1 rRNA gene is annotated in these 1,019 nt (G+C 51.2%); it reads left to right on the top strand.

Going from position 1 to position 1,019, the window contains the following annotated elements:
• A 23S ribosomal RNA gene (locus QRN45_RS20855) occupies positions 1 to 1,019 on the top strand; the annotation flags it as partial.

Below are 1,019 nucleotides of genomic sequence, written 5' to 3'. Positions count from 1 at the left end.
AACTGGAGGACCGAACCGACTACCGTTGAAAAGTTAGCGGATGACCTGTGGATCGGAGTGAAAGGCTAATCAAGCTCGGAGATAGCTGGTTCTCCTCGAAAGCTATTTAGGTAGCGCCTCATGTATCACTGTAGGGGGTAGAGCACTGTTTCGGCTAGGGGGTCATCCCGACTTACCAAACCGATGCAAACTCCGAATACCTACAAGTGCCGAGCATGGGAGACACACGGCGGGTGCTAACGTCCGTCGTGAAAAGGGAAACAACCCAGACCGTCAGCTAAGGTCCCAAAGTTATGGTTAAGTGGGAAACGATGTGGGAAGGCTTAGACAGCTAGGAGGTTGGCTTAGAAGCAGCCACCCTTTAAAGAAAGCGTAATAGCTCACTAGTCGAGTCGGCCTGCGCGGAAGATGTAACGGGGCTCAAACCATACACCGAAGCTACGGGTATCACGTAAGTGATGCGGTAGAGGAGCGTTCTGTAAGCCTGTGAAGGTGAGTTGAGAAGCTTGCTGGAGGTATCAGAAGTGCGAATGCTGACATGAGTAACGACAATGGGTGTGAAAAACACCCACGCCGAAAGACCAAGGTTTCCTGCGCAACGTTAATCGACGCAGGGTTAGTCGGTCCCTAAGGCGAGGCTGAAAAGCGTAGTCGATGGAAAACAGGTTAATATTCCTGTACTTCTGGTTATTGCGATGGAGGGACGGAGAAGGCTAGGCCAGCTTGGCGTTGGTTGTCCAAGTTTAAGGTGGTAGGCTGAGATCTTAGGTAAATCCGGGATCTTAAGGCCGAGAGCTGATGACGAGTGTTCTTTTAGAACACGAAGTGGTTGATGCCATGCTTCCAAGAAAAGCTTCTAAGCTTCAGGTAACCAGGAACCGTACCCCAAACCGACACAGGTGGTTGGGTAGAGAATACCAAGGCGCTTGAGAGAACTCGGGTGAAGGAACTAGGCAAAATGGCACCGTAACTTCGGGAGAAGGTGCGCCGGTGGAGGTGAAGCATTTACTGCGTAAGCC

The organism is Arthrobacter sp. efr-133-R2A-63 (genome assembly GCF_030209795.1).
In the GTDB taxonomy this organism is placed as follows: Bacteria; Actinomycetota; Actinomycetes; order Actinomycetales; family Micrococcaceae; genus Arthrobacter; species Arthrobacter bambusae_A.
This window is presented reverse-complemented; position numbering and strand designations above follow the sequence as displayed.